Genomic DNA, 25,217 nt, shown 5'->3' on the forward strand with positions numbered 1-25,217 from the left:
CCTAAGATGATCTCCGTGCCACCCCCTGCCCCCACCCTGGCCCCCACGCCGGACGCCCGTCCGACCGACGCCTCCCGCGCCCTCGGCGTGCACCGGAGCGCCCTCCGTCGGCGCACCGCCGTCGTCGTGGTGCTCGTCGTCGCGCTGGTGCTCGTGGCGGTCGCGAGCATGCTGCTAGGCAGCAACCGCATCGGTGTCGACCACGTCTGGGCCGGCCTGACGCGCACCGGGACGACCACCGACGAGGCCATCGTCTGGGGCTCCCGCGTCCCGCGCACGCTCATCGGCGCGGCCGTCGGCGCAGCGCTCGGCATCGCCGGACTGCTCATGCAGGGGCACACCCGCAACCCCCTCGCCGACCCCGGTCTGTTCGGCGTCTCGTCCGGCGCCGGCCTGGCCGTCGTGCTCGGTGTCTACGTGTTCGGGGTGACGAGCACGGGCGCGACCGTGTGGTTCGCCCTGGTCGGCGCCCTGGTGGCGAGCGTCGTCGTGTTCTCGGTGACCATCGCCGGCAGCGGGACGGCCAGCCCGGTCCCCCTCGCCCTCGCGGGTGCCGCGGTCTCGGCGCTGCTCGCGGCACTGACGTCCTTCGTCGTGCTCACCGACCAGGAGTCGCTCGACGCGTACCGCCTGTGGGTCGTCGGGTCGCTCGCCGCGCGACAGCTCGACGTCCTCGCGGCGGTGTGGCCGTTCCTGGTGGCCGGGCTCGTGCTCGCCGTCCTGAACGTCCGCGCCCTCGACGCCCTCGGCCTGGGGTCCGACTTGGCGAAGGGCCTGGGCGAGAACGTGCTCGTCGCGCGGCTCGTGGGCCTCGGCGGGATCACGCTCCTCGCCGCCGGGGCCACGGCGGCCGCCGGCCCGATCGGCTTCGTCGGCCTGACCGTGCCGCACGTCGCCCGGGCCCTCGTCGGCACCGGGCACCGTTGGACCGTGCCCGTCTCCGGGCTCGTCGGTGCGGCGCTCGTGCTGCTCGCCGACGTCGTCGGACGCCTGGTCGGCGGGTTCGCCGAGGTCGAGGTCGGCATCGTCCTCGCCGTCATCGGCGGACCGGTGTTCGTCGCCGTGGCCCGTCGCCGATCGCTGGTGTCGCTGTGAGCGGCGCAGCGGTCCAGAGCCGCGCGCCCGGTCGTGCCGGCGTCCGCATCGGGCCGATCGGACTCGCCTGGCGTCCCCGGGTGTTCTGGTACACCGCCGCCTCGCTCGGTGCCGTCCTGGTGCTCGTCGTCATCGGGGTCGCGGTCGGCTCGACCTTCATCCCGCCCGTCGTCGTCGTGCGCTCGCTGCTCGGCCTGGAGTCCGGCCCCGACGCCTTCATCATCACCACGCTCCGGCTGCCCCGGGTCCTGACCGGCGCACTCGTCGGGCTGACCCTCGGCGTCGCCGGGGCGCTCACGCAGACCTTCACGCGCAACCCGCTCGGCACCCCGGACATCATCGGGGTCACCGCGGGGGCGAGCGTCGGTGCGGTCGCCGCGATCGTCCTGGGCGGCGGGACCTACTCGGTGTCCTCGATCGCCCTCGGCGGCGGCATCCCGGTGGCGGCCACGATCGGTGCACTCGTCGCGGCGGTGCTGGTCTACGGCCTCGGGTGGCGCGGCGGCGTGCAGAGCTACCGCCTGGTGCTCGTGGGCATCGGCGTCGGCGCGACGCTCGACGCCGTCACGAGCTACCTGCTGGTCCGCGCGAAGATCACGGTCGCCGCGGCCGCGTCGCAGTGGCTCGTCGGCAGCCTGTCGAGCACGTCGTGGGCCAGCGTCTGGCCGCTGCTGGTCGTGGCGGCCGTCGCGGTGCCCATCGCGCTCGCGACGAGCGCCGCCCTGGGCATCGGACAGCTCGGCGACGAGGTCGCGACCGGCGTCGGACTCGGCGTCCAGCGCCACCGCCTGCTCGTCATCGGGCTCGCGGTCGTGCTGACCGCCGCCGCCGTGGCCGCCGCAGGGCCGGTCGGCTTCGTGGCGTTCGTGGTGCCGCAGGTCGGACTCCGGCTGGCGGGCACGAACCGTCCACCCCTGCTGCTCGCCGGTGCCCTCGGTGCCGCGCTCGTGCTCGCCGCCGACCTGCTGTCCCGCTCGGCGTTCCCGTGGCAGGTGCCGGTCGGCATCATCACCACCGTGATCGGGGCGCCGTACCTGATCTGGCTCCTCGTCCGTCACCGCAAGGAGATGTCCCGATGACGACCCACCACACGAACGACACCCCCGTCCTCGAAGCCAGGGCCCTGTCCGTCGGCTACGACCGGCACCCGGTGCTGCGGGACCTGGACCTGCGCGTCGAGCGCGGCACCGTCACGACGTTCCTCGGGGCGAACGGCTGCGGCAAGTCGACCCTGCTCAAGGCGTTCGGCCGCGTGCTCAAGCCGCAGTCGGGCGAGGTCCTGCTGGACGGCGTGCCGATCCGCCGGGAACCGAACCGGCAGGTGGCCCGGAAGCTCGCGATCCTGCCGCAGTCCCCCGTCGCCCCGGCCGGCACGAGCGTGCTCGACCTGGTGATGCGGGGCCGGAACCCGCACCAGTCGTGGGCGAAGCCCTGGACCGCCGAGGACGCCGCCGTCGCCGAGGAGGCGATCGCCGCGACCGGCCTGACCGAGGTCGCGCACCGCGACGTCGCCAGCCTGTCCGGCGGGCAGCGCCAGCGCGCCTGGATCGCCCTCGTCGTCGCGCAGCAGGCCGAGACGCTCCTGCTCGACGAGCCGACGACCTACCTCGACCTCGCCCACCAGCTCGAGGTGCTGCGCCTGGTCCGCCGCCTGAACCGCGAGCAGGGATCGACCGTCGTCATGGTCCTGCACGACCTGTCCCTGGCCGCGCGGTACTCCGACCGGCTCGTCGTGCTGCACGACGGCGGGATCGCTGCCGACGGCGCACCGGACGAGGTCCTGACCCCGGCCCTGCTGGAGCACGCGTTCGGGCTGCACGCCCGCGTGGTGCCCGACCCGGTCACCGGCGCTCCGATGATCGTGCCCGAGGCCGACGAGCACGACCGGCTGCTGCACACCGATCGGCACGACGCACTGGCGCCGGCCGGGAACTTAGGTTAGCCTCTCCTAACGTGAAGCACTCCCGACGTGGCCACCTGCGCGCCGCCCTCCTGACATCCGTGACCGTCTCGGCCCTCCTGCTCACCGGCTGCTCGAGCACCGGCGGCACGGACGACTCCGACACCGACGGCGGCGCCGCCGCGTCGAAGGCCTGGTCCTACGAGGACGCCACCGGCACGACCGTCAAGGTCGACCACACGCCGGAGCGCGTCGTCGTCCTCAACGACATCGCGCTGTCGTTCATCGAGTACGGCCTCAAGCCCGTCGGCACCTTCGGGCAGCTGACCATGGCGAAGGACGCCCGGTTCGACGACCTCGACACCGACGGCATCACCCAGCTCGGTACCGCCTACGGCGACATCGACCTCGAGCAGCTCGCCGCACTCAAGCCCGACCTCGTCGTGACCTCGGTCTACCCCAAGGACGAGAAGGGCACGCTCGACACCACGCAGCCCGGCTACGGGTTCAAGGACAAGGACCAGCAGGCGCAGATCGAGGCCATCGCGCCGGTCGCCCAGGTCAAGTGGGGCGGCAAGGGCGAGGACGTCATCGAGGAGATCGCGGACCTGTCCGAGTCCCTCGGTGCGAAGGAGTCGACGATCGACGCCGCCGAGCAGCGCTTCGACACCGCCTCGGAGGAGCTCGAGCAGGTCACGAAGGACAAGGACCTGTCGGTCGTCTCGATGTTCGCCGACGGCAGCGGTGCCTACGTGACCCGCCCGAGCGACGAGCCGTCGCTGCAGATGTACTCGTCGTTCGGCGTCGACTTCGTGGACCCGAAGCCGAAGGGCTTCTACTGGGGCATCTACTCGTGGGAGAACGCCGGCCAGATCACCGGTGACGTCCTGCTGCTGTCGCAGCAGGGCTACCAGGTCGCCGACCTCGAGAAGCAGCCGACCTTCGCCGACAACGCGGCGCTCGAGGCCGGTCAGGTCCACAGCTGGACGTTCCCGGCCCTCGACTACGCGTCGCAGGCCGACTACATGACGAAGATGGCGGGCTGGCTCGAGGACAGCAAGAAGCTGTCCTAGGACGCACCCGACGAACGGACGGGAGGCACGGTGTCAGCTGGCACCGTGCCTCCCGTCCGTTCGTGGTCACCTGCCGGACCGTCAGCCGACCGGCAGCGCGGCGTTCACCGCCGTCTGCGCCTGGCGCCACACGGCGGCGCGCGATCCCGCGTAGGTGCCGCCCTGGCCGTTGGAGAACGACCGCAGGTTGTGCTTCGCACCGTCCGTGTTGCCCTGCCAGTAGGCGGTGACGGCCCGCGAGGTCCCGCCCACCAACCACACCTGGTCGGCCGCGTCCGTGGTGCCGGTCTTGCCGAACAGGGTCGCCCCGTCCGGGGTCTGCCCGCCGTCCGCCGTGCCACCACGGAAGGCGCCCTGCATGACGTCGAACGCGGTGGCCGCGGTCTGCGGCGACACCGCCTGCGTGCAGTGCTGCGGTTGCCCGCCGAGCTCCTCGCCGTCGGGGGCGGTGACCTGGTCGATGACGATCGGGGAACAGAAGCGCCCGCCGTTCGCGATGCCGGCGTAGGCCGACGCCATGGTGAGCGGCGCGATGCTCTCGGTGCCGAGCAGCGACGCCGGGTTCCACGGCAGCTCGCCGCCCGTGGCCAGGTGCACGCCGAGTCGCTGCGCCACGTCGCGGATGTCGCACAGGTCGAGCTGCTCCGCCATCGACTGGTACGCCGCGTTGACCGACTGCGCCGTCGCCGCGCGGACGGTGTACGGGCCGCGCTGGCCGGGTGAGTCGTTCTTCGGCTGCCAGAACGCCGAGGCGGGTGCGCCGCACGCGGTCCACTCGCTGTGCGGGTGGGGCGTGCCGTCCACCACGGTGTCCGGACTCCGGCCCGCCTCGATCCAGGCGAGCAGCGTGAACATCTTGTACGTCGACCCGGTCTGGAACCCGGTCGAGCTGCCGTCCGCCTCGTCGGTGGCGTAGTTCAGCGAGGTGGCGGTGTGGGGTGCCTGGGGCGACCGGTCGTGGTCGGTGTTCTGGGCCATCGTCAGCACGCGGCCGGTCCGGGCCTCGACCGTGTCGAACGTGGCGCCGAGCGCCAGCCGGGTCTCGGTCTTCGGGTCGTACTGGTCGAGCAGCCGCTTCTGCTCGGCGTTCAGGTCGAGGTCGAGCGTGGTCTGGATCCGGTAGCCGCCGGTGCGCCACGCGTCCGCACGCTGCTGCTCCGTCGCGCCGAGCTGCGGGAGCCGCTGGGCGATGGTCACCGCGTGGTCGCAGAAGAACTCGGCGCCGAGCTCGACCGCCTGGCACCCCTGCTGCGGAGCCGTCAGGTGGACGGCGTCGGCGACGCGGGACTGCCGCGCGGTGCGGTACTCCGCCGTCGACAGGTGCCCCTGCTCGTGCATCGAGCGCAGGATCACGTTCCGCCGGGCGGCGTTGTCGCGGTGGTGGTCCGGCGTCGACAGGTCCCGACGCTCCGGCCACTGCACGATCGCGATGAGGGACGCCGCCTCGGCCGGGGTCAGGTCGGACGCCGACCTGCCGTAGTAGTGCTGCGCCGCCGACTGCACGCCGTAGGTCTGGTCGCCGAAGTAGGCGATGTTCAGGTACGCCGCCAGGATCTCCTGCTTGCTGTACTGCTCCGCCAGGCTGATCGCGAGCTTCATCTCGGCGAGCTTGCGCTGCGGTGTCCGCCGGGTCGCGTCCTCGTACGCGGCCTCGCGCTCCTCGGCGGTGGGCAGTTCGCTCGCCTGCTGGATCTTGATGTTCCGCACGAGCTGCATCGTCAGGGTCGAACCACCCGACCCGCCCTCGCCCCGAGAGGCAGCGATGCTCACGAGCGACCGGACGACGGACGTGGCGTCCACACCGCCGGTCTCGAAGAAGCGCTTGTCCTCGCCGTCGACCGCCGCGTGCTCCAGGTCGTCGTCGATCTGCTCGAGCGTGAGCTCCTGCCGGTCCTGGGCCCAGACGTCCGCCAGGTGCACCGGTTCACCGCCGCGGTACGCCCAGATCTGGTTGCGCTGCGGCAGTTCGCCGATCTCGATGTCCTCCGGCAGCGACTCGAACAGCCCGATGGCCGAGGTCGTGCCCACGCCGGCGACCGCGATGACCGGTGTCACCCCGACGCTCACCAGCAACCCGGCGAGCACGCTGCCGCCCACGAAGCCGAGCGCGGCTCCCCCTGCACGTCGCATCCTCATGTCGTCCTCCCCCTCGGCCGCACCCCCACGGGTCCGGCTCGAGGAGCGTCCCAGCACTGCTCGGACGTCTGCCGGGACTCCCCCGCGGAACACCGCCACGTCCGCTGGGAAAGTGCCGGTGCGCGCGCGACAGGAGGCCCAGGGCCGGGCCTGTACCGTGGCAGCGGTGACACGCTCCCCGCACCGACTCGCGCTCCTCGGCGCCGCGATCGCCCTGGTCGCCGGTGTCGGCCTGCTGTTCACCCCGTGGGACGGCCCCGTGATCGTCGTGGCGTGGGTGCTCATCGTCGGCGCGGCCGTGCTCGGCGCGATCACGCTGTTCCTGGTGCGCGCGCCCCGGAGCTGATGCCGCGGCGCCGGCCGTCCGCCGCTTGTCCGCCGTTCGTCCGACTGTCCGGACGCTCGATCGGGGCTAGCGTCGCTCGCGTGCGGCAACGACGCCGCACGATGACGAATCGAGCATCATGCAACGACGGATGAACCGGATCCTCGCGCTCGCGCTGAGCGTCGGTGTCGTGGGGGCACTGGCACCGGCGGTCTCGGCCCAGGCGGTCGCCACGAGCGACACCCCGGACTTCGGCAGCAACGTGAAGATCTACGACCCCTCGGTCCCCGCCTCGACCATCCAGGCCGACGTCGACGCCGCGTTCACCAGCCAGCTCCGCAGCACCACCGCGCAGTTCGGCACGCAGCGGCACGCCTTCCTGTTCAAGCCCGGCAACTACGGGCGGGTCTGGGCGAACCTCGGCTTCTACACCTCCATCGCCGGGCTCGGGAAGAACCCCGACGACGTGACCATCAACGGCGCCGTGAACGTCGACTCCGGGTGGAACGCCGGCGACGAGAAGAACGCGACGCAGAACTTCTGGCGGTCGGTCGAGAACGTCGCCATCGCACCGGAGAGCGGCACCGACCGGTGGGCCGTGTCCCAGGCGGCACCGATGCGCCGCGTGCACGTCAAGGGCAACCTGACGATGGGTCCCTCGAACCAGGACGGCGGCCAGGGCTACTCCTCCGGGGGCTACATCGCCGACAGCAAGGTCGACGGGACGGTCACCTCCGGGTCCCAGCAGCAGTGGTACACGCGCAACTCGACGATCGGCTCGTGGCAGGGCGGCAACTGGAACATGACGTTCTCCGGCGTGCAGGGCGCACCGGCGAACGACTTCTCGAAGAGCTACACGACGCTCAGTACCACCCCGACCACGCGCGAGAAGCCGTACCTGTACGTGGACTCGTCGAACAAGTACCACGTGTTCGTCCCGTCGCTGCGGCAGGACTCGAGCGGCGTCACCTGGCCGAACACCGCCGGCACCGACATCCCGATGCGGAACTTCTACGTCGCCCACCCGGGTGACTCCGCGGCGACGATCAACAGCGCGCTGGCCCAGGGTCTGAACCTGTTCTTCACGCCGGGCACGTACCAGCTCGACGCGGCGATCACCGTCACCCGACCGGACACCGTCGTCACGGGCATCGGGTTCCCGACCCTGGTGCCCACCAGGGGCAACGCGGTGCTCACCTCGACGGACGTCGCCGGTGTGAACGTGTCGAACCTCGTCGTCGACGCGGGCACGCAGAACAGCGCGCAGCTCGTCCGCCTCGGCACGTCCGGGTCGCACGTCGACCACGCCGGTGACCCGCAGAGCATCCAGGACGTGTTCTTCCGCGTCGGCTCGAGCGTGCAGGGCAGGGCGACGACCACGCTCCAGGTCAACGCCGACGACACCCTCGTCGACCACATCTGGGCCTGGCGCGCCGACCACGGCGGGGCACCGACCGGGTGGACCGTCAACACCGGCGCGACCGGCGTCGAGGTGAACGGCAACGACGTGCTGGCGACCGGGCTCTTCGTCGAGCACTACCAGCAGTACGAGGTGCTCTGGAACGGCAACAACGGGCGGACGATCTTCTTCCAGAACGAGATGCCGTACGACGTGCCGGACAACGCCTCGTGGCGGAGCCCGACGGGCGACGGATGGGCCGCGTACAAGGTCGCGTCGAACGTCACGAAGCACGAGATCTGGGGCGGCGGCGTCTACTCGTTCTTCAACGTCAACCCGAGTGTCCACGCCGACCGCGCGTTCGAGGTCCCGCAGACCGCGGGCGTCCGGGCGCACAACCTGGTCACCGTCTCGCTCGGTGACACCGGCACGATCTCGAGCATCATCAACGGCGTGGGCGGTGCGGTGCCGACGCCGGCCGGCAACACCGCGCCGAACCGACTGACCGCGTACAACTGATCGGCGCCCGTGGGAGCGACCGCTCCTGACGGCGTGACGGCCGACCGCTCCCCCGAGCGGTCGGCCGTCGTGCCGTGGTCAGCTGCGCCGTCGGGTGCCCGCCGACCGCGGGGGGTCGGCCCGGAGGTGCTCCGCCGCCCTGCCGAGGATCCGCGCGAGGTCGTCGACGTCGGCGTCCGACATCGTCGCGAACAGCAGCTCGTGCACGGCGGCGATGTGCCCGGGGAACACGTCCGCGAGCACGGCCCTGCCGGCGTCGGTGACGGTGACGACGGTGCTGCGTTCGTCGTCCGGTGACGGCGCCCGGGTGACCAGACCACGCTTCTCGAGCAGCTGCGCCTGGTAGGTCAGCCCGCTCCGGCTGTAGACGACGCCGTCGGCCAGGTCCGTCATGCGCTGTCGCCCGTCCGGGGAGTCGCCGAGCCGGGCGAGCAGCTGGAACTGCACGGAGCTCAGGCCCCCGGCGTCGCGCAGCTGCTGCTCGACCGCGTGGCGCAGCAGGTTGCTCACCTCGGTGAAGGCGAAGTACGCCCCGAGCTGCGTCGGGGACAGGGACGTCGGCGCTTCCGTCATGTCTCCATCCTACCTGTTGCTTCGAGTTCGAAGCAGTGGTAGCGTCCTCACCAGTTGCTTCGAACTCGAAGCACACGATGCACCACACGACGAAGGGCACGATCATGCAGGCAGTACGGTTCCACGAGGTCGGCGGTCCCGAGGTGCTCCGCACCGAGGACGTCGACCAGCCCACCCCGGCCGCCGGGCAGGTGCGACTCCGCATCGCCGCTTCGGCCTTCAACGCCGCCGACGACGGGATGCGCGGCGGGTTCCTGCCGATCCCGGTCCAGCTGCCGCACGTCCCCGGCTACGACGTCTCCGGCACCGTCGACGCGCTCGGCGAGGGCGTCGACGGGATCGCCGTCGGTGACGCGGTCATCGCGTTCCTGCCGATGGAGCGCGACGGCGGCGCCGCCGAGTACGTGGTCGCTCCGGCGGACGCGGTCGTCCCGGCACCGACGACCATCCCGCTCACCGACGCCGCGGCGCTGCCGTCCGTGGCACTCACCGCCTGGCAGGCACTGTTCGACGACGGGCAGCTGCAGGCCGGCCAGCGCGTCCTGGTCATGGGCGCCGGCGGCGTCGTCGGGAAGTACGCGATCCAGCTCGCCGTCCGCGCGGGCGTCCACGTGATCGCGACGGCCAGTCCCCGCAGCATCGACGCCGTCCGGGCCGCCGGTGCGGACGAGGTGGTCGACCACACCACCACCGACGTGCGCGAGGTGGTGTCCGAGCCGGTGGACGTGCTGCTCAACCTCGCCCCGATCGACCCGGAGGAGTTCGCCGCCCTCGTCCCGCTCGTCCGCGACGGCGGCGCGGTCGTCAGCACCACGGCGTTCATGGCGACGCCGAGCGACGAGTCCCGCGGGGTCCGAGCGGCGACCGTCTTCGTGCTGCGGAACCGCGAGCGACTGGCGGAGCTCGTGTCGCTGGTCGACGCCGGCGCCCTGACCGTCGAGGTCACCCGACGGATCCCCCTCGCCGAGCTCCCGGCACTGCACGCCGAGGCCAGCGAGGGACGCATCGCCGGCAAGGTCGTGGTGACCGTCGCGTGACACCGCACCCGGCGCCGCCCGCCGCGGATACGCTCGGGGCATGACGGACCGGGGGTGGCACGAGGACGTGCTCGGCGCACCGTTCGAGCGCCTCGAACTGCCGCTCGGCTCCGACGCCGAGGGGCCGGTCGTCGCCACCCTGGTCCGCCGCCGGCACACCCCGACGGACCTGCTGCTGCACGGCCGCGGTCCGCTGCACGGCGTCGACGTGCTGTACGTGCACGGCTGGTCGGACTACTTCTTCCAGATCGAGCTGGCCGAACGGCTCGAACGGCTCGGTGCCCGGTTCCACGCCCTCGACCTGCGCAAGTACGGCCGGAGCCTGCGGCCACGCCAGACACCGGGCAACGTGGACGACCTGGCCGTGTACGACGAGGACATCGCCGCCGCCCTCGACGCGATCTCCGCCGAACACCCCGGCCCGGGGTCCCGCCGGCTCGTCCCGATGGGCCACTCCACCGGCGGGCTGACCCTGTCGCTCTGGGCGGCCCGGCACCCGGAGCTCGTCGACGGCCTGATCCTGAACAGCCCGTGGCTCGAGTTCCAGGCCACCGCGGTCGGGCGGGCCGTCGTGGCTCCGGTCATCAAGCTCGGTGCGCGACGGAACCCGCTCGCACCGATGCCCGCGGTCGACCCCGGCTTCTACACCCGCACGGTCTCGGCCGAGGGCGAGGGGTCGTGGACGTACGACCAGCGGTGGCGCCCGGAGCGGGGCTTCCCGCTGCACCCCGGGTGGCTCGCCGCGGTGTTCGACGGTCAAGCACGGGTCGAGAAGGGGCTCGGCATCCGGGTGCCGACCCTCGTGATGCTGAGCGACAAGAGCATGCTCCAGCCCCGGTGGGACCCGGGGATGGCCCACGCCGACGTCGCGCTGAACGTCGACACGGTGGCGCACCGGGCGCTGTCGCTCGGCGACGAGGTCACGGTCCGGCGTCTCACCGGGGCCCTGCACGACGTGGTGCTGTCCGCGCCGGACGTGCGGGAACGGGCGTACGACACGATCGGGCGCTGGGCCACGACGCTCCGCTGAGCGCCCGCTGGGCCGCCGGCAGGCGCGTCAGCCGGACAGCCCCGCCACGGCGGCCCGGGTCGCCGCTGCCACGAGGGCGTCCGACGGTTCGTCGTCGGGGCCGGACCGGCTCGTCATGACCACGAGCACGATGGGCTCCCGGCCGGGCGGCGTGACGATCGCGATGTCGTCCCGGACCCCGTACGACGCCGTCCCCGTCTTGTCGGCCACCCGCCACGACGGGTCCACCCCGGCGCGGATCGTGTCGTCGCCGGTGGTGTTGCCGAGCATCGCGTCGCGGAGCACCCGCCGGTCGTCCGCGTCCAGTGCGTCGCCGAGCAGCACGGCCCGGAGGTCCGCCGCCGACTGCTCGGGCGTCGTCGTGTCCCGCGGGTCGCCGGGCGTCGCTTCGTTCAGGTCGGGTTCGACCCGGTCGACGTGGGTCGTCCGGTCCCCGGTGCCGCGCAGCCACCGCTCGACGGCGTCCGGCCCGCCGAGCCGTTCCACCAGCAGGTTCGCCGCGGTGTTGTCGCTGTACCGCAGTGCCGCGTCGACCAGCTCGCGCACCGTCATCCCGGAGTCGACGTGCTCGCTCGTCACGGGGGCGTACTCGAGCAGGTCGTCGCGGTCGTAGCGCACGACGGTCGACAGGTCCGCCGTCGAGGACGCGTCGAGCACGGCCGCCGCGATGGCCACCTTGATCGTCGAGGCGAACGCGAACCGCTCGGACGCACGGTGCGCGACCGTCCGACCGCTCCCGGTGTCGATCGCCGTGACCCCGAGCCGCGCGTCGTACCGCCGCTCGAGCGCGTCGAACGCCCGGGTCGTCGCCGTGTCGTCACCGGCCGGCACCGCCGACCGGGTCGCGGAGGCCGAGGTCCCTGCCCCACTCGCGGTCGCCGGCCCGCCGTCGGGCGTCCCCGAACACGCGGTCAGTCCGGCCAGCACCACGGCCACCAGGGCCGCCGTCATCGTCCTCGTCCCACCTCGCACACCCCGAGCCTGCCCGACCACTGTGCGATCACCCTGAGCGGCACGTCCCTGCCAGCCGCCCGACCCACCCGCCCGGCGTGGCCCGTCGACGGTGGCCCCGCTGTCGGGGCGGTCGGCTCCGGCGTGCTCCGCCGCGACCGGGAGACGGGCGAGACCACCCCGCTGCCGTGGGACGACGTCGCGCGCTGAGCGCTTGACGGTCCTGGTTCACGATCCTCGGGGTCCACGAACCGGAACCGACAGCGCGCGGAGACCGAACCGTCGTCCCGCGCCCGTCACGTGCGCAGACGACGGACGGGAGGCCCGTGGCGGCGCCCGCACGGGCCTCCCGTCCGCCACCCGGCCCGGTGCACCGCACCGGGGGACGAACCTGGGGAAGTCCCCTGTCTCGTTGCACCGAGTGCATCGATGCACCTAGTGTTCGACACCGTGACCATCGTGACCGACCGCCGTGCTGCCCTGAAGGCGAAGCACCGTGCGGCGATCCTGCAGGCGGCACGCGACCTGATCGACGAGCGCGGCGGGCGTGACTTCGGCGTCGACGACCTGGCCGCCCGCGCGGACATCGCCCGGCGCACGGTCTTCAACCACTTCGCCTCGCTCGACGAGGTCCTGCTGGCCGTCTGCGAGCAGGAACTGTCGGTGATCATCGACCGGTTCCTCGCCGACATGAGCAGGACCCCGGTCGGTGACGGCAGTCGCGCGTCGATGTTCGACGAGCTCGAGTCGGCGGCCCGCGGCGCCGACCTGGCCCCGGCGATCGCCAGCATGTACCGGATCCTCGGCGCGCCCGGCAAGGACGACCCGAAGGCGGCGGTCCTGACCCAGACCGCGTTCTCGCGCGTGACGGAACGGCTCCGCGCGGAGGTCGCGCGACGCTACCCGGCCGCCGACCCCCTGGACGCCGCACTGCTCGTCGAGTCGCTCATGAGCGGCATCGTCGTCATCGCGGACCACTGGCTCGCGACGTCCGGCCCCGAGCTCGACCGACCGGCGCTCGACGCGTGGGACCACCTGCTCGCCCGACTCGTGCACAGCGTCCGCAGCGGCTACATGGCCGACGGCTGACCCTGCCGCCTCCTCATCCCCAGGGGTCCACCGGCGCACCCCGCACCACCAGCACCTGACAGCGAAAGGACGCAGACCACAGCATGGCCGGTCTCCTCTACCGTCTCGGACGGTTCTCCGCACGACGCCACTGGCTCGTGATCATCACCTGGGTCGTGATCATGGCCGTCGCCGGCGTGACGTACACGCTCTTCGCCGGCACGATCTCGTCGTCGATCACGATCCCGAACACCAAGACCAGTCAGGTGCAGGACCAGCTCGCCGACAAGTTCCCGTCGGCGAACGGCGGCAACGGGACGCTCGTCTTCGAGACGACGGACGGCAAGCGGTTCTCGTCGGCGCAGCAGTCCGAGATCGACGACTTCCTGACCGGCCTCGAGGACCTGGACGGCGTCAAGGGCGCCACGAGCGGCTTCGACACCCAGCGGCAGCTCGACGACCAGCGGCAGGAGATCACCGACGGCCGCGAGCAGATCGAGTCCGGCCGGGCGAAGATCGAGCGCGGCCAGGAACAGCTCGACGCCCGGAAGGCAGAGGCGGAGTCCGGCAAGGAGCAGATCGCCGCGGCGCAGGCACAGCTCGACGCGCAGAAGGCCCAGGCCGAGGCGGCCGGTGCCGCCGGCGCAGCCACCCCCACCGCCCAGGCGCAGGCAGCGGCTGCCCAGCTGCAGCAGGCCCAGGCGCAGATCGACGCACAGCGGGAGCAGCTCGAGGCGGGCGAGCAGCAGCTCGCCGACGCACAGAAGACGATCGACACGAACAAGCAGAAGCTCGACAACAGCGAGCAGGAGCTGGAGCAGGGCTCGGAGCTCCTCGACCTGTCGAAGGACATCCGCTTCGTGTCCCAGGACGGCAACGCCGCGATCGGCACCGTCCAGTTCACCACCTCGACGTACGAGGTCCCCGCGGACACCAAGACCGCGATCGCCGACGACGCCGAGTCGGCCGACATCGAGGGCGTCGAGGTCTCCGTCTCGAACGACATCGCGCAGGGCGTGCCGTCGATCCTGGGCCCGGGCGAGATCGCCGGTGTCATCATCGCCGCGATCGTGCTGCTGCTCATGCTCCGCACCGTCATCGGCGCCGCGATCCCGCTCATCAGCGCCGTGCTCGGCGTCGGGGTGGCCTCGCTCGCGGCGCTGTCGTTCTCGAGCCTGGTCGAGTTCATCTCGGTCACGCCCGTGCTGGGGGTGATGCTGGGCCTGGCGGTCGGCATCGACTACTCGCTCTTCATCCTGAACCGGCACCGCACCCAGCTCAAGCAGGGCATGCAGGTGCACGAGTCGATCGGCCTGGCGAACGGCACCTCGGGTAACGCCGTGGTCTTCGCCGGTGCGACGGTCATCGTCGCGCTCCTCGCCCTGAACATCACGGGCATCCCGTTCCTCGGCCTGATGGGCTCGGTCGGTGCGGTCGCGGTGCTCTTCGCGATCCTCATCGCCACGTCCTTCACCCCGGCGCTGCTGTCGATCATCGGCATGCGGATCCTGCGGAAGAAGGAGCGCACCTCCATCGGTGACACGGGCGCCACGCGCGTCCCGGACAAGCCGATGTCGACCTGGCGCGCGGTCATCACGCTCGTCGCCGGCGTCGCGGTGCTCGGCACCATCGCCCTGCCCGCGACCCAGATGCGCCTCGGCCTGCCGAGCGGTTCGTCCGAGGCGGTCGAGTCGACGCAGTACCAGGCGTACAAGACGCTCGAGCAGGAGTTCGGTGCCGGCCAGAACGGCCCGCTGCTCGTCGTCGCGACCCTGCCCGAGTCGATCAGCAAGAGCGACGTCACCGCCACCGAGGTCACCATCGGCCAGGCCATCGCGAAGAACGACGACGTCGAGGCCGTGCTGCCCATCGGTGCATCGAAGGACCGCGACATCATCGCGTTCCAGGTGAAGCCCGCCGGCGGCCCGGACAGCGTCTCGACCGAGGAGCTCGTCAAGGACCTGCGCGAGCAGCGCGTGTCCACCGACGACGGCTCGGTCTCGCTCGGTGTGGCCGGCAACGCGTCGGCGAACATCGACGTCTCCGAGAAGCTGTCGAACGTCCTGCCGCTCTACCTGGTGGTCGTCGTCGGCCTGTCGCTGATCATCCTGATCATCGTGTTCCGCTCGTTCCTCGTGCCGATCACCGCGACCGCGGGCTTCATCCTGTCGGTCCTGGCGTCGTTCGGTGGGCTGACCGCGATCTACCAGTTCGGCTGGCTCGGTTCGGTGTTCGGGGTGCACGACCCCGCGCCGATCCTGAGCTTCCTGCCCATCATCGAGATCGGCATCCTGTTCGGTCTGGCGATGGACTACCAGCTGTTCCTGGTGTCCGGCATGCGTGAGGCCTACGCCCACGGCGCGAGCGCGAAGGTCGCGGTCCAGCGCGGATTGCACGCCGGTCGTGCCGTGGTGACGGCCGCGGCGATCATCATGATCTCCGTGTTCGCGGGCTTCATCTTCTCGGAGTCGTCCACCATCAAGCCGATCGGGTTCGGGCTGGCGTTCGGTGTGCTCGTCGACGCCTTCGTCGTCCGCATGCTGCTCATCCCCGCTGCGATGCACCTGCTCGGCAAGAGCGCCTGGTGGTTCCCGAAGTGGCTCGACCGGATCGTGCCGGACGTCGACGTGGAGGGCGCGAAGCTCGAGCGCACCCACCCGACCTCGGGCCACGAGGACACGCACACCGGGGCGCACGCGCTCCCGGTGCAGCCCGACGCGAACCCGCACGACGCGGGCCACCCGCCCGCGCACCGCGCGTAGTCGACGCACCCGGCCTGGAGGCGCGGGTCGGCCCACACGGGTCGGCCCGCGCCTCCAGGCCGTTGCGTTCCGGTGCGTGCGCGGGATCCGACAGAGCACGCGTCGATCGACGCGTGTGCTGTCGGACGACGCATGTGCATTCGAAGCGATGGACCGGCCCCTGCGACACTTCGTGCACGAACGGTACGCTGGGCGCATGACCGAGACCGCACCGGACCCGCTCGCGCTCGACCGGCAGCTCTGCTTCGCGCTGGCCGCGACGAGCCGCAGCGTCATCGGCCTGTACCGCGACCTGCTCGAGCCGATGGGCCTGACGCACCCGCAGTACCTCGTCATGCTCGCCCTGTGGGAGCGCGACCCGCGGTCGGTGCGCGAGATCGCCCGCGAACTGCGACTCGACTCCGCGACCCTGAGCCCGCTGCTCAAGCGTCTCGAGGCCTCCGGCTACGTCCGCCGCACCCGCAGCGCGGCCGACGAACGCCAGCTCGAGGTCTCCCTGACGACCGCCGGGCACGCCCTGCGCGACCGCGCCCAGGCCGTGCCGCTCGCCGTCGCCGACCGACTCGGGTGGCCGCTCGCCCGCCTGGAGTCGCTGAAGGACGAGCTCACCGAACTGCTGGAGCGCGTCGACCAGGTGTGATCCGCCGCGATCGGTGGCACAATGGTTCGTGCACGAACGAATCGAGAGGACGGACCCGTGGGACGCTTCGGCCAGTGGTACGAACGGTGGAACACGACGCTCATCGACAAGATGGGCCCCTCGCAGATCGGCGCCGGGCGACCCGAGGGCATCGACGACCGCACGATCGACCGCGGCTGCCCCCTGTGCGGCAAGCCGCTCTCCCTGCACCAGGTGATCCGCCCCGAGGGCCAGGTCCGCTCGTCGACGCTGGTCTGCCCGCGCGACTGACGCTGAGGAACTCCTCCGAGTCGGAATTGCGCCGCGCAACACGTGGTTCAACGGACACGTGAAGCTCTTCGAACCCGCCACCCTCGGCGCCCTGTCCCTGTCGAACCGCATCGTGATGGCCCCGCTCACGCGGACCCGCGCCGGCGAGCACGGCATCCCGAACGACCTGCTCGTCGAGCACTACCGCCAGCGCGCGAGCCTCGGCATGATCATCACCGAGGGCACCTGGCCCGTGCAGGAGGGCCGCTCGTACCCCGGGCAGCCCGGCATCGAGACCGACGAGCAGATCGCCGGCTGGCGCCGCGTCACCGACGCCGTGCACGCCGACGGCGGCACCATCGTGATGCAGCTCATGCACGGCGGCCGGGTCTCGCACACCGACATCTCGCAGACCCCGCGCATCGTCGGCCCCTCGGCCGTCGCGGCGCCCGGGCAGACCCACCTGGCCGACGGCTCGAAGGCCGACATGCCGGTGCCGCACGAGCTCACCACCGCCGAGGTGCAGGAGGCCGTGCAGGGCTTCGCGCAGGCCGCCCGCAACGCGATCGCCGCCGGGCTCGACGGCGTCGAGGTCCACGGCGCGAACGGCTACCTGGTGCACGAGTTCCTGTCCCCGGTGTCGAACACCCGCACCGACCAGTACGGCGGCTCCCCCGAGAACCGCGCACGCTTCGCGATCGAGGTCACCACGGCCGTCGCCGAGGCGATCGGCGCCGACCGCACCGGCATCCGCCTGTCGCCGCAGCACAACATCCAGGGCGTGCTCGAGGAGGACGACGCCGACGTGCGCGCCACCTACACCGCGGTCGCCGAGGGGCTCGCACCGCTCGGCCTGGCCTTCGTCGACGTCCTGCACGCCGAGCCGACCGGCTCGCTGGTGCAGCACATCCGCACCGTCGCGGCGGCTCCGTTCGTCGTGAACTCGGGCTTCTCGTCGCTGACCACCCGCGACGAGGCCATCGCCATCGTCGAGGGCGGCCACGCCGACGCCGTCGCGGTGGGCCGTGCGGCCATCGCCAACCCGGACCTCGCTGCGCGCTGGGAGCAGGACGCCGAGCTCAACGAGCCGCGCCCCGAGCTGTTCTACGGCGCCACGGCCGAGGGCTACACCGACTACCCGACGCTGGCCGACGCGCGCGCGTCGGTCGCGTAGTCGACGCACCCACCGGGGAACGGGAGGCCCGTGGCGACACCGCCACGGGCCTCCCGTCCGTCAGTGGTCGACGACCGAGCTCGAGCCGACGACCGCGACGGCGAGCGGACCGCTGTAGGACACGCAGACCACGCCCATCCACGCGATGCCGGCCCACGTCGAACGCACGCGGCTCTTCCGCCGGTCGCGCAGCACCAGGCGGCGGCCGGCGGCCGCGATGGCGTCCGCCCGGCCGTCCTCGAGCAGCGAACGGTCGTCCTGGTACCGGGCGGCGGCGCGCACGATCCGGGGCACGACCTCGGTCAGCACGGCCTCGACGCGGATCCACGGCCCCGGACGCGACCAGTCCGCGGTCCCGGGCGCCGAGAACACCACCCGGTCGTCGATCATCTCGACGTTCCAGCCGGGGGCGTGGTCGACGAGCGCGGCCATCACGTCCGGGGTGAGCACGTACAGGGCGTCCTGCCCGTAGTCCTCCGGCGCCCACACGCGGAAGTGCCGGTCGAAGTCGCCCTCCAGCGACATCCGCTGCCGGTGACGGAGCACCACCGGCAGGTCACTGCGGCGGCCGTCGTTCGCCGTCGCGTCGAGGAGCAGGTGCGGCAGCGTGCCGGGCAGCCGCACGACCACGTAGGTCCAGTCCCGCGAGACCATCCACCGGCGCAGGACCGAGCCGAACTCGACGTCCGGGACGCCGTCGGCGTGCACGGGCGCGGAGCCGAAGCGCGGCCACGCACGGATCCCCGAGTACCGCGGCGTGACCATCGAGTCGAGGGGCTTCGGGCGGACGGGCAGCAGGGGGTAGCCGCTGGCCGCCCCCGTCAGGACGGCACGCGCCTCGTCCGGATGCAGTGCCTGCGGGCGGTCGCTTCGGACCAGGAACACGACGAGCCCGACGACGCCACCGACGAGCACCACGAGCCAGACCACCCAGCGCACGACGTCGCCGACCCCGCCGCCGTCGTGCACGAGGGCGGTCCCCCACACGACGAGTGCGGACGCGAGCCAGGCGAGCGGGACCTCGATCGCCAGGAGCAGCACGGTCCACCAGCGTCCGTGCGGACGCCGACCGTGCGGCAGCGGCAGGTCCGCCGTCCTCGCCGCGAGCTCGTCGTCGGACGCGGTCAGCCAGCGCAGGTCCATCGGTCCCCCTCCCGTCGAGGATCGTAGCGGCCGGCCGACGAGCGCGCGCCCGCCGGCGGGACGCGGTCTCCTAGGATCGACGCAGTGAGTACAGCAACGCCGGGCGAGCGGGGCCCCGCGCACCGAGCGCGCGAAACGACACGGTGGGACATCCAGGGCCTCCGCGCGTTCGCCGTCCTCGCCGTGGTGGTCTACCACCTGTGGCCGGGCGCCCTGCCCGGCGGGTTCGTCGGGGTCGACGTGTTCTTCGTCATCTCCGGGTTCCTGATCACCGGCCTGCTGGTGCGTGAACAGGTCGAGACCGGCACCGTCCGACTCGGCCGGTTCTGGTCACGCCGGGCCAAGCGTCTGCTGCCCGCCGCGTTCCTGACGATCGTCGTGACGGGCACCGCGGTGCTCGTCGCCGTGCCGAGCGCGCTGTGGGGGCAGTACGGGCGCGAACTCATTGCCTCGACGATCTACCTGCAGAACTGGGAGCTGGCGGCGAACGCCGTCGACTACCTGGGGTCCGCCGAGGGGCCGTCCCCGTTCCAGCACTTCTGGTCCCTGTCGGTCGAGGAGCAGTTCTACATCACCCTGCCGCTGCTGCTGGTCGGGGTCGCCACGGTGGCGCGGGGGCGGTTCGCTCCCCTGACCACCGCGCGCCTGCTGCTCGGCGCCGTCGTCGTGCTGTCGCTGGTGTGGAGCGTCGTGCAGACCGCCACGAACCCCGGGGTCGCCTACTTCTCCACGGGCACCCGCGCGTGGGAGTTCGCACTCGGCGGACTCGCCGCCACCGTCCGCCTGCCCGAGGTCCGGACCGAGGTCGCGGCGCGCGTCCGGCTCGTCGGCACGTCGATCGGTGTCGTGGCGCTCGCGCTGTCCCTCGTGGTGATCACCCCGGAGACGGCGTTCCCCGGAGCCGCGGCGCTGCTCCCCGTGGCGGGCGCGGCCCTGGTGGTGCTGTTCGGCGGCGGGACCGTGTTCGAGACGGTCGGCGCGCTCGGCCCGGTGTCGTTCGTCGGGCGGATCTCGTACGCGCTGTACCTGTGGCACTGGCCGCTCGTCGTCATCCTGCCGATCGTGCTCGGCCACCCGCTCGACGGGGCGACGAGCACCGCGGCGCTCCTGGTCGCCGTCGGCCTGGCCACCGCGTCGACCCTGTGGTTCGAGGAACCGGTGCGGTTCTCGACCTGGCTGCGGCACCTCCGGCCGCGCGGGGTCGCCTCCCTCGCGGTCATCTGCTCGTTCACCGTCCTGACCCTCGGCGCCGGCACCCTGACCGCCGTCGACGTGCAGCAGGTCGAGGCCGCGAAGACGGCGCAGCGGATCACCACCGAGCAGCAGGACGAGGACGACGAGTCCTGCTTCGGGGCCGCGGCGCGGATCGGCTTCGAGGACGCCTGCACCGACCCCGAGCTCGCCGACGTCCGCGTACCCGCGCCCGCAGCCGCCGCGGACGACGACGACAACCGCGCCGAGTGCTGGCACGGTCGGTTCCGTACCTGCGTGCTCGGCAAGGAGACCGGGTGGTCGAAGCGCCTCATCGTGCTCGGTGATTCGCACAGCAACGCACTGCTCGGGGCGTACGAGCAGATCGCCGACGACAACGGGTGGCGGATCGACCTGGCCGGGGTCGGCGGCTGCTACCTGACGACGGCGCAGCAGGACGCCGTGACCCTGCGGGCCATGCGCGGCTGCAACGCGTGGAAGCACGCCGCGATCGACTACGTCCGCGAGCACCGCGACGCCGACGCCCTGGTCGTGACCCACGCGACGAACCAGATGCCCGTCAGCCTGCCCGCCGGTCCCCGCCGCGACGCCGCGACCCGCAACGGCATGGTCGACGCGTGGGAGCAGGCCGCCGGTGACGAGCTGCCCGTCATCGCGATCCGCGACAACCCGATCCCCCAGCGCGACGTGATCGCCTGCCTCAGCCGGATGTCCGGGCCGACGACCGACGCGTGCGACCGTCCCCGCTCCGAGGCCCTCGGCACCACCGACTCGACGGTCGAGGCGGTCGCCGCGTTCCGCGAGGGCGGTGGCCGTGCGGCGGCGATCGACCTGAGCGACCACTACTGCACGGCGACGAGCTGCCCCGCGGTCGTCGGGGGCGTCGTGGTCTACCGGGACACCTCGCACATCACGGCCACGTGGGCGACGTCGCTCGAGCCGTACCTGGAGCGGGCGTTGCAGCGCCGGCTCGCCGCGTTCGAGCGCTGACGCGGGGCGCGCGCGTGGCGTGCGGCGCGGGCGCTCGGGGGTGCGGAGCGTGCGCGTGTGATCGCTGCGCGTGCACTTGGTGAGCAGAAGATGTCGGGTCACGGCGGCCGACCCGACATCTTCTGCTCACCAAGTGGCGCGGGGCGGGACGCGTCGAAGTCGCGCGGGGCGGGAGAGCAGCGCGGCGGCCTGCGCGAGAACGTCCCCGCCCGGGAACGACGAAGGCCCCGGCGATGTCGCCGGGGCCTTCGTCTCACTGTGCGCTCGAAGGGACTCGAACCCCCAACCTTCTGATCCGTAGTCAGATGCTCTATCCATTGAGCTACGAGCGCGTGGCCTTGCGGCCGTGGAAGACTCTACAACAGCTGCGGCGCGGGCGCCAATCGAGGCCCTCCGACCCCCCGCTCTCGGCGTGTCGCGGGGAGCCCGGTCGCCGGACGAGCGCGTCACAGTCCGGCCGGCTCCTCGTCGAAGACCTCGGCCAGGAACACCCGCAGCGCCTGCCACGACCGACGGTCCGCCTGCGCCTGGTACTGCGCGCCGTGGTCGGGCGCGTCCGTGCCGGGCACCGCGAACGCGTGCATCGCGCCCGAGTACGTCACGACCTGCCAGTCGACCTGTGGTGCGGCGCGCATCTCGTCCTGCCACGCGTGCACGGCCTCGTCCGGCACCATCGGGTCCGCTCCCCCGGTGAGCACGAGGACCCTGGCCCGGATCGCCGCGGCGTCCGACGGCTCGTGCACGATGAGGCCGCCGTGGAACGACACGGCACCCACCAGGTCGGCCCCGGTCCGGGCGAGCTCGAGCGCGGTGGACCCGCCGAAGCAGTACCCCATCACGACGACCCGGGCGGGATCAACGTCGGGGTCGGCGAGCAGCCGCTCGAGACCGGCGGTCGCCCGGGCACGGAGCAGCGGCAGGTCGCGGTAGAACCCGCCCGCCACCTCCCCGGCGGTGTCGTCGCCCGGGCGCACCCCGGCGCCGTAGACGTCCGCGCCGAACGCCACGTACCCGAGCCGCGCGAGCATCGTGACGCGCGCCTCGACGTGCTCGTTGACCCCGTGCCAGTCGTGCACGACCAGGACGGCGGGCCGCCGGCCGGCGATCGCGGCGTCCTTCGCGAGCACGCCGAGCAACTCGGTGCCCTCGTGGTCGTACCGGAGGGGCTCGACACGGATGTCGGCCCCGGCGGGCTCGGGAACGGTCTGCAGGACGTCGTCGGTGGTGGTCACGTCACCCGACGCTACGCCGCCCGTCGGCTCAGGCCTCGATGTTGTCCCAGTCGTCCGGGCCGTTCGAGCCCGCCGCGTACTCGTCGAGCGGAGCCTTGCCGCTCCCCCACGCGTCGAGGAACGGCGCGACGACCTTCCAGCCCTGCACGGCGCTGTCCCCGCGCACCGACAGCGTCGCGTCGCCCTCGAGCACACCGGCGAGCACCTCGCCGTAGGCGCTCAGCCGCCCCGGGTTGAAGGTCACGTCGAGGCTCGTGTGGTCGATCGCGTACGGGTCGCCCGCACCGTTGACGTTGAGCTCGAGCTGCATCTCGTCGGGCGCGATCCAGATGCGCAGCCGGTCGGGCAGCACCGCACCCGTCAGCCCGAGCGGCACGTGCGGCGAGTCCTTGAACGTGATCACGATCTCGCGGCGCTGCTGCGCGAGCGCCTTGCCCGACCGCAGGGTGAAGGGCACCCCGGCCCAGCGCCAGTTCGCGATCTCCAGGGTGAGCTGCGCGAGCGTCTCGGTGCCGAGCGACGGGTCGACGCCGTCCTCGTCGACGTACGACGGCAGCTGCCGGTCACCGACCGTGCCGGCGGTGTACCGGGCGCGCTTGCCGGCGGTGACCGGGTCGCCACCCCAGGGCCGGACGGCGCGCAGCACGAGCTCCTTCTGCGTGCGCAGGTCGTCGGCGTCGATCGAGGCGGGTGCCTCCATCGCGACGACGGCCATCACCTGCAGCAGGTGGCTCTGGATCATGTCGGTGAGCGCGCCGGCCTTGTCGTAGTAGCGGGCGCGTCCCTCGAGCCCGAGGGTCTCGTCGTACACGATGTCGACGCGCTCGACGTGCTGCGACGACAGCAGCGGTTCGATGATGCGGTTCGCGAAGCGCAGCCCGAGCAGGTTGAGCACGGTCGAGCGGCCCAGGAAGTGGTCGACGCGGTGGATGCGCTCCTCGGGGATGAACGAGTGCAGCAGGTCGTTCAGGTGCGCGGCGCTGTCGGCGTCGGTGCCGAAGGGCTTCTCGAGCGCCAGACGGGTCCCGGCGGGCAGGTCGATGTGGGCGAGCTGCTCGCAGCTCTTCTCGGTGACGGCCGGCGGCAGCGCGAAGTAGACGGCCGGGTCGTGGTCGCACGCGGCGAGCAGCGCCCGCAGGTCGTCCGGGTCGGTGACGTCGGCCTTCCGGTACGTCGAGGCGTCGACGACGGCGCGCAGCCGCTCCGACAGCGTGGCGTCACCGGAGGCGCCCTCGTCCTCCTCGTTCTTCGACGCCTGCGCGTTCTCGAAGGACTCGCGCACCTGCGCCTTCCACGCGTCGTCGGACAGGTCCTCGACGCCGGCGCCGACGAGCTGGACGTCCCAGTCGTCCTTGACCTCGAGCAGGGTGGCGAGGCCGGGCAGGAGCAGGCGCTTGGACAGGTCGCCGCTCGCTCCGAGGATGAGCAGGCTGGTCTGGAGGCTCGACATGCCCTCGACCGTACTCACCGAGCCCGGCGCACGACCGGTCGGTACGGTGGTGGCAGTCGGGCGCGAGGGAGCACCATGAGCAGTGGGTACGAAGGACGGCGCCTCCGTGTCGCCGTGGTCGGGACGGGCATGATCGCCGGCGTCCACGCCCGTGCCGCCCGGGCCTCGGGTGCGGACGTGCTCGGTGTCCTCGGACGCACCGCCGCGCGGTCCGAGCAGGCCGCCGAGCAGCTCGGGCTGCCCCGCGGGTACGCCTCGCTCGACGAGGTCCTGGCGGACGCCCCCGACGTCGTGCACGTCTGCACGCCCAACGACCAGCACCACCCCCAGGCGCTCGCGGTGATGGCCGCGGGCGTCCACGTGGTGTGCGAGAAGCCGCTGGCGATCGACCCGGCGCAGGCCGCCGAGCTCGTCCGCGCCGCGGCGGACGCCGGCGTCGTCGCCACGGTGCCGTTCGTCTACCGGTACCACCCGATGGTCCGCGAGGTCCGCGCACGCATCGCCGACGGCGACCTCGGCCGGTTGCTCGCCGTGCACGGGCACTACCTGCAGGACTGGATGCTCGACGAGGACGCCTCGAGCTGGCGGGTCGACCCGACCTCGAGCGGGCTGTCCCGGGCCTTCGCCGACATCGGTTCGCACTGGTGCGACCTGGTCGAGTTCGTCACGGGCGAGCGGTTCGCCTCGGTCTCGGCCGCGACCGACATCGTCTACCCGACCCGCCCTGCCGCCTCGGGTCCGTCGTTCTCCGGTTCGCCCGACCCGGACCCCGTCGCGAACGCCGGCGACCGTGCCGAGGTCACCACCGAGGACACCGCCGTCGCCACGTTCCGCACCACCACCGGCCGCATCGGCAACGTCGTGATCTCGCAGGTCGCCGCCGGCCGGAAGAACCGTCTGTGGTTCGAGGTCGACGGCACCCGCGGCTCGGCGGCCTTCGACCAGGAGCAGCCCGAGTCCGCCTGGTTCGGCAACGAGCGCGGCGCACAGATCGTCGTCCGCGACCCGTCCCAGGGGCACCTCGACCAGCGTCGGCTCGCCGTCGTGCCGTCCGGCCACCCGCAGGGCTACCTCGACGCGTTCGCAGCCTTCGTCGCCGACACCTACGCGGCGGTGCGGGGCGGGACGCCGGAGGGCCTGCCGACCTTCGCCGACGGTGCCCGTGCCGCCGAGGTGGTGCACGCCGTCGTGACGAGCGCCGCGACCGACGCGTGGCAGGAGATCCGCTGACGCCGGCGTCGTGTGAACTCCGCGTGACG

At 72.3% G+C, this 25,217-nt stretch carries 21 protein-coding genes and 1 tRNA gene; 15 read left to right on the plus strand and 7 right to left on the minus strand.

The features are described 5' to 3' along the window. Positions 1–6 precede the first annotated feature (6 nt). The 4 genes from I8920_RS11985 to I8920_RS12000 are packed head-to-tail and all read left to right on the plus strand — an operon-like array spanning position 7 to position 4,068. A complete protein-coding gene (locus I8920_RS11985; RefSeq protein ID WP_198656555.1) occupies positions 7–1,095 on the plus strand; it encodes a FecCD family ABC transporter permease in 1,089 nt (362 codons plus the stop codon). Continuing rightward, complete coding sequence (locus tag I8920_RS11990; RefSeq protein WP_225557278.1) at positions 1,092–2,174, plus strand: FecCD family ABC transporter permease; 1,083 nt, start codon at positions 1,092–1,094, stop codon at positions 2,172–2,174. Before I8920_RS11985 ends, I8920_RS11990 begins: the two co-directional genes overlap by 4 nt. Next, positions 2,171–3,037 carry an ABC transporter ATP-binding protein gene (locus I8920_RS11995; protein ID WP_198656556.1) on the plus strand — a complete coding sequence of 289 codons (867 nt, stop codon included), beginning with the start codon at positions 2,171–2,173 and terminating at the stop codon, positions 3,035–3,037. The genes I8920_RS11990 and I8920_RS11995 overlap by 4 nt, the downstream gene beginning before the upstream one ends. 11 nt (positions 3,038–3,048) lie before the next feature. Next, complete coding sequence (locus tag I8920_RS12000) at positions 3,049–4,068, plus strand: ABC transporter substrate-binding protein (RefSeq protein ID WP_198656557.1); 1,020 nt, start codon at positions 3,049–3,051, stop codon at positions 4,066–4,068. An 81-nt stretch (positions 4,069–4,149) separates the two neighbouring features. Here the strand turns inward: I8920_RS12000 and I8920_RS12005 are convergent, their stop codons facing one another. After that, a complete protein-coding gene (locus tag I8920_RS12005) occupies positions 4,150–6,204 on the minus strand; it encodes a transglycosylase domain-containing protein (RefSeq protein WP_232832729.1) in 2,055 nt (684 codons plus the stop codon). Between the two features lie 166 nt (positions 6,205–6,370). Here I8920_RS12005 and I8920_RS12010 point away from each other — a divergent pair, with 166 nt between their 5' ends. Together I8920_RS12010 and I8920_RS12015 are read left to right on the plus strand one after the other, a co-directional pair. After that, positions 6,371–6,550 carry a hypothetical protein gene (locus I8920_RS12010; protein WP_198656558.1) on the plus strand — a complete coding sequence of 60 codons (180 nt, stop codon included), beginning with the start codon at positions 6,371–6,373 and terminating at the stop codon, positions 6,548–6,550. Positions 6,551–6,680: 130 nt separating this feature from the next. Continuing rightward, positions 6,681–8,447, plus strand: a complete 1,767-nt coding sequence (locus tag I8920_RS12015; RefSeq protein WP_198656559.1) for a hypothetical protein — start codon at positions 6,681–6,683, stop codon at positions 8,445–8,447. A 78-nt stretch (positions 8,448–8,525) separates the two neighbouring features. Here the strand turns inward: I8920_RS12015 and I8920_RS12020 are convergent, their stop codons facing one another. Continuing rightward, the gene (locus I8920_RS12020) at positions 8,526–9,020 is read right to left on the minus strand and encodes a MarR family winged helix-turn-helix transcriptional regulator (RefSeq protein WP_198656560.1); all 495 of its coding nucleotides are present in this window, start codon (positions 9,018–9,020) and stop codon (positions 8,526–8,528) included. 104 nt (positions 9,021–9,124) lie between these two features. Between I8920_RS12020 and I8920_RS12025 the strand changes: the two genes are divergently transcribed. After that, positions 9,125–10,057 (plus strand): NADP-dependent oxidoreductase, encoded by a 933-nt coding sequence (locus I8920_RS12025; RefSeq protein WP_198658746.1) that lies wholly within the window; start codon positions 9,125–9,127, stop codon positions 10,055–10,057. 40 nt (positions 10,058–10,097) lie between these two features. Then, the gene (locus I8920_RS12030) at positions 10,098–11,087 is read left to right on the plus strand and encodes an alpha/beta hydrolase (protein ID WP_198656561.1); all 990 of its coding nucleotides are present in this window, start codon (positions 10,098–10,100) and stop codon (positions 11,085–11,087) included. A gap of 27 nt (positions 11,088–11,114) precedes the next feature. Here the strand turns inward: I8920_RS12030 and bla are convergent, their stop codons facing one another. Further along, positions 11,115–12,038, minus strand: coding sequence for a class A beta-lactamase (gene bla / locus I8920_RS12035; protein ID WP_232832730.1), 924 nt, complete (start codon positions 12,036–12,038; stop codon positions 11,115–11,117). 429 nt (positions 12,039–12,467) lie between these two features. Here bla and I8920_RS12040 point away from each other — a divergent pair, with 429 nt between their 5' ends. From I8920_RS12040 to I8920_RS12060, 5 genes are all read left to right on the plus strand, one after another. After that, positions 12,468–13,127, plus strand: coding sequence for a TetR/AcrR family transcriptional regulator (locus I8920_RS12040; RefSeq protein ID WP_198656563.1), 660 nt, complete (start codon positions 12,468–12,470; stop codon positions 13,125–13,127). 83 nt (positions 13,128–13,210) lie between these two features. Beyond that, entirely contained in the window at positions 13,211–15,868 is a 2,658-nt protein-coding gene (locus I8920_RS12045) for an MMPL family transporter (protein WP_198656564.1), read from the plus strand. A gap of 196 nt (positions 15,869–16,064) precedes the next feature. Next, complete coding sequence (locus I8920_RS12050) at positions 16,065–16,508, plus strand: MarR family winged helix-turn-helix transcriptional regulator (protein WP_198656565.1); 444 nt, start codon at positions 16,065–16,067, stop codon at positions 16,506–16,508. Positions 16,509–16,565: 57 nt separating this feature from the next. Further along, a complete protein-coding gene (locus I8920_RS12055; protein ID WP_110892521.1) occupies positions 16,566–16,778 on the plus strand; it encodes a hypothetical protein in 213 nt (70 codons plus the stop codon). Between the two features lie 58 nt (positions 16,779–16,836). Beyond that, complete coding sequence (locus tag I8920_RS12060) at positions 16,837–17,931, plus strand: alkene reductase (protein ID WP_198656566.1); 1,095 nt, start codon at positions 16,837–16,839, stop codon at positions 17,929–17,931. Positions 17,932–17,991: 60 nt separating this feature from the next. On the opposite strand, the gene I8920_RS12065 is transcribed toward I8920_RS12060, so the two are convergent. Then, positions 17,992–19,074, minus strand: coding sequence for a hypothetical protein (locus I8920_RS12065; RefSeq protein WP_198656567.1), 1,083 nt, complete (start codon positions 19,072–19,074; stop codon positions 17,992–17,994). Positions 19,075–19,158: 84 nt separating this feature from the next. Between I8920_RS12065 and I8920_RS12070 the strand changes: the two genes are divergently transcribed. Then, on the plus strand, positions 19,159–21,276 hold the full coding sequence (locus I8920_RS12070) for an acyltransferase family protein (RefSeq protein WP_198656568.1): 2,118 nt from the start codon (positions 19,159–19,161) through the stop codon (positions 21,274–21,276). A gap of 259 nt (positions 21,277–21,535) precedes the next feature. Here I8920_RS12070 and I8920_RS12075 read toward each other — a convergent pair. The 3 genes from I8920_RS12075 to I8920_RS12085 all read right to left on the minus strand — a co-directional run bounded on the left by I8920_RS12075 (position 21,536) and on the right by I8920_RS12085 (position 23,958). Next, positions 21,536–21,608, minus strand: a tRNA-Arg gene (locus tag I8920_RS12075). A gap of 114 nt (positions 21,609–21,722) precedes the next feature. Beyond that, entirely contained in the window at positions 21,723–22,508 is a 786-nt protein-coding gene (locus I8920_RS12080) for a dienelactone hydrolase family protein (RefSeq protein WP_198656569.1), read from the minus strand. Positions 22,509–22,536: 28 nt separating this feature from the next. Further along, positions 22,537–23,958: a glucose-6-phosphate dehydrogenase gene (locus I8920_RS12085; RefSeq protein WP_198656570.1), complete on the minus strand. Its 1,422-nt coding sequence runs from the start codon at positions 23,956–23,958 to the stop codon at positions 22,537–22,539. Between the two features lie 75 nt (positions 23,959–24,033). Here I8920_RS12085 and I8920_RS12090 point away from each other — a divergent pair, with 75 nt between their 5' ends. Next, on the plus strand, positions 24,034–25,188 hold the full coding sequence (locus I8920_RS12090; RefSeq protein ID WP_232832731.1) for a Gfo/Idh/MocA family protein: 1,155 nt from the start codon (positions 24,034–24,036) through the stop codon (positions 25,186–25,188). The last annotated feature ends 29 nt before the right edge of the window (positions 25,189–25,217 follow it).

The organism is Curtobacterium sp. YC1 (assembly GCF_016267665.1).
In the GTDB taxonomy this organism is placed as follows: domain Bacteria; phylum Actinomycetota; class Actinomycetes; order Actinomycetales; family Microbacteriaceae; genus Curtobacterium.